General features: G+C 54.6%; 3 protein-coding genes. All 3 read left to right on the top strand.

Annotated features, from left to right (window positions below):
- The first annotated feature begins 718 nt into the window (after positions 1–718).
- Positions 719–2020 carry a tyrosine-type recombinase/integrase gene (locus tag CA2_RS17010; protein WP_042420311.1) on the top strand — a complete coding sequence of 434 codons (1302 nt, stop codon included), beginning with the start codon at positions 719–721 and terminating at the stop codon, positions 2018–2020.
- Positions 2021–2144: 124 nt separating this feature from the next.
- A complete protein-coding gene (locus CA2_RS17815) occupies positions 2145–2555 on the top strand; it encodes a helix-turn-helix domain-containing protein (protein WP_081889063.1) in 411 nt (136 codons plus the stop codon).
- The gene (locus CA2_RS17000) at positions 2555–3862 is read left to right on the top strand and encodes a type II toxin-antitoxin system HipA family toxin (RefSeq protein WP_042420308.1); all 1308 of its coding nucleotides are present in this window, start codon (positions 2555–2557) and stop codon (positions 3860–3862) included. The genes CA2_RS17815 and CA2_RS17000 overlap by 1 nt, the downstream gene beginning before the upstream one ends.
- Positions 3863–3944 lie beyond the last annotated feature (82 nt).

Here is a 3944-nt window from a genome sequence, read left to right as displayed (position 1 = left end):
CATTGTGCAACAAAGCCGTGACGAAGATGAACGCCCTGATTAAGAGGGTGATGTAACGTCAATGTTTCGTTAGAAATTCTTCTAAGCGACTGATTTTTAATGATGTAACGTCTGTTACGTCAGAATCATCAAGACCAATAAGTCCTAAACTTTTACCAATTTGCAGTGGCTTTCTCAGTTCTTATGCATGAGGGCTGAGTCAGAAAAGCTTAAGTTGTAGAAGTTGCGTTCTTGATAAGAATCCAGCGACGTCGCCAGCGCACTATTCGTTCATAGTGCACTAGCAATCCTCAAAAGGAAGCTCAGCGTAATGCTTCTCTGATGTGGCGCTGGAGTTGCGCAGCAACTTCGAGTGAGCTGCACGGAAGCTAGCGCAGATGGGGGGCTGTGTTGGGGAAAAAATAAAGTACCACTGGCTACACACTGGCTACACGGAGCAAAAACAAAAAAGCCTGCTACTTTTTCAGTAGCAGGCTTTCCTTTATCTCATTGGTGCCGGAGACATGAATCGAACACGCGACCTTCTCATTACGAATGAATGGTTGCTAAAATTCGCTTGTGTTGAGATTGGTTGATAAATATAATTAAAACAACAAGTTGCAGAATTTGGTTGATTAAATTTTCAGCAGTCGCGTTGATCTGAATTGATCCAAATTCACCAAAAAGTCTTACATCCGCCCTTACATCCTGACGATGTAAGACCGCGCAGAGGAGTTTCATGTCGAAGGTCGCATTCACTGCCGCTCGCATCCAAGCTTTCAAGTGTCTGCCGGACAAAAAGCAAGCCTTCCTGTGGGACTCCACGTCCCCAGGACTGGGGTTGCGCGCGACACCCAATGGCAAGCCTTCTTATGTTTTCCAGGGCAGTTATGCGGGCAAAGACATTCGCATCACGATTGGCAGCCCCGACGCTTGGCGGATTCCCGAGGCCCAAGCCAAGGCACGCGAGTTGCAGCGCCAAATTGATGAAGGCAAAGATCCCCGTGAGCAAAAACGCCGGGCGTTGGCCGATGCCCAAGAAAGGCAGGTGGAGGAAGCGGCCCGCGCGGTGACTGTGGGTGATTTGTGGTCTGTCTACTTAGAAACGGGGAGGCCGAAGCGCAAAGAGGCTTGGAAACCTCGCTATCTGGAAGACCTGAAAAACGTGGCGTCGGCGGGCGGCATTCCGAAAAAGCGAGGCACTGGGCTGACGCGGCCTGGACCGGTGTATCCGTTGCTTGCTATGCCCTTGGTCTCGATTGACGAAGATGCTCTAAAAACGTGGTTTGACCGAGAGGCACAAAGTGGAAGGCACCAGGCCACCCGTGCGCTCATGATGTTCCGTGGCTTTCTACGCTGGTGTGCTGCTCAGCCTAAATATCGAGCGTTGGTGGACCGTGATGCCGGCAAAGCACCGGCGATTGTGGAAAGTTTGCCTGCGAGTGTTCGGCGGACCGATGCATTGGAGGCGGCACAGGTGCTAAGCTGGTGGAGTGCGGTCGAACAGTTGTCCAACCAGACTGCCAGCGCTTATTTAAGAACTTTGCTCCTGACAGGGGCTCGTCGCGAAGAAGTGGCCGCTTTGACGTGGCAACAGGTGGATTTCCGCTGGAGCAAGCTGACCTTGGCTGACAAGGTGGATGAGGTTCGCGTCATTCCGCTGACCCCGTATTTGGCGCAACTACTCATGCGTTTACCGCGTGTCGGTGCCTATGTGTTTGCCAGTACCGGTAAAGCGGGGCGGATTACCGACGCTCGCGCAAGCCATGCCTTGGCGCTACGCAGTGCAGGGATTGGTCATTTGACATTCCACGGCTTGCGTCGCTCGTTTTCGTTGCTGGGGGAAGCCGCAGGCGCACCTGCCGGTGCGATTGCACAGATCATGGGGCACAAGCCCAGTGCGACGGCAGAGGGTTATCGACCGCGCAGTATCGATGCGTTGCGGCCGTTCGCGCAGCGCATCGAAGCGTACATTCTGGAGCTGGCCAACGTCCAATTTGAAGCGCCTCAAGAGGCGACCAGATTGCGCATCGTGAAGTGATCCACTGGGGGAGGGTCCTACCGCCAGACTTATGAGCATCACTCTGGAGTGATAATTTGCAAAAATCACATTTAAGTGATAATTTGCATTTATCATTTTGAAATGATTTTGGCCGTGGGGTGAGATGGACTACACACTGAATTTTCCGCAGCACCTGGGCTTGCACCTCAAGTCGCTGCGTAAAGCCAAAGGCATGAGCCAAGCTGGATTAGCGAGCTTGCTCCAAGTCACGCAATCCAGAATCGCTGCGATTGAGAAGGACCCTTCCGCCGTCAGCGTGGGGCAGATGATGGCCATCCTGGAATTGTTGGGAGCGCAGTTGGTGCTGCGGGCTCAAACGCTGCCCCCAGAGGCCGCGCTCTCAGGCGCAGCAGCCCAAGCGGGTGAACCTACGCCACAAAACAAGCAGTCGACGGTAGTAGCCCGCCAAGCAGCGCCAGCCCAGCGTCTTGAGGCAACTCAGGGAGCACAGCCGCTGAAACACACGGTACTCGCAGATGACTGGCAGAGTCACAAGCCACAAGGGCGTTGGTAATGCGCGCGCTCGGTATTTGGATGAACGGTTTGCGTGTAGGTCGCTGGGAGATCTCGCGCACGGGTGCGCACAGTGTGGTGTATGACCCAGGCTGGCTGGCGAGCAAACATGTGCGCCCTTTGTCGCTGTCGCTGCCATTTACGCCGGACCTGCGTGTCACCGGCGAGGTGGTCGAGAACTTTTTTGACAACCTGTTGCCTGACAACACCGACATTCGCAAGCGCATTCGGCAGCGGTACGGACTGCGCAAGCCGGACGTGTTTACCTTGCTAGAAGCGATTGGCCGTGATTGTGTAGGGGCCGTGCAATTACTGCCCGAGGGTGTTGAGCCTGATGGCTTTGATCAGATCCGTGGCCAGCGATTGGATGAAGCCGCGATCAGCACACACTTGAGCTCTCTGGGGGCTTCATTTGGCAGCCTGGATACGGACGTTGACTTTCGGATTTCGATTGCTGGCGCACAAGAGAAAACAGCGCTGCTGCGCGTGGATTCACAGTGGTACGTGCCCGAAGGCGCTACGCCTACCACCCACATACTCAAGCCCAACATCGGTTTGGTGCCGGGGACAGAGCTGGATTTCACACAGTCGGTGCAAAACGAGTGGTTGTGCAATCAATTGCTTAAAGCGCTGGGATTGCCGGTAGCGAACTGCAGCATTGAAACTTTTGGCCCACACACGGTGCTGTGTGTCGAGCGCTTTGATCGGGCATGGACACCAGATGGCTGGTTGGCACGTTTGCCGCAAGAAGATTTATGCCAGTCGCTGGGGATTGCCAGCACTCAGAAGTACGAAGCGGATGGTGGCCCAGGGATAGCGCAATGCTTGCAAGTGTTGAGCAAGAGCCAGGCGTCTGCGCAAGATTGCGCGCGCTTCGTCATGGCGCAGCTGGCGTTTTGGCTTTTGGGTGCTATCGACGGGCACGCCAAAAACTTCTCCATCTTTATGCAACCTGGCGGGGGCTATATCGCTACGCCTTTGTATGACGTGTTGTCGGCATGGCCGGTAATAGGCCATGGCCATGGAAAGATTGCTTGGCAGAAAGCCAAGATGGCCATGGCTGTTCCAGGGACCCAAAGCCGCCACTACCACCTGCAGAAAATCCAGCGTCGGCACTGGAAAGCTTTGGCAGAGTGGACGCGGGTTGACGGGATGTGGCCCGCGATGCTGGAGATGCTGGCGCAGCTGGACACTGCGATTGAGCAAGTCAATGCTGACCTGCATCCTAGTGTGTCACCGAGTATCGCGAAGCAAATCTACGACGGAGCACGTGCCCAAGCACACCGTTTTCTGGCTGTACCTGATTGATGAGGTACAGGGCTTTTGCCTCGATTCCAGTTTGCGGGATTCCCGCAAACTGGATTGCTTGATTTCAGCAAACTAGATTGCT

Source organism: Comamonas aquatica NBRC 14918 (genome assembly GCF_000739875.1).
GTDB classification, from domain to species: Bacteria; Pseudomonadota; Gammaproteobacteria; order Burkholderiales; family Burkholderiaceae_C; genus Comamonas; species Comamonas aquatica.
The sequence above is the reverse complement of the archived record's forward strand: the minus strand, read 5'-3'. Positions and strand labels throughout refer to the sequence as shown.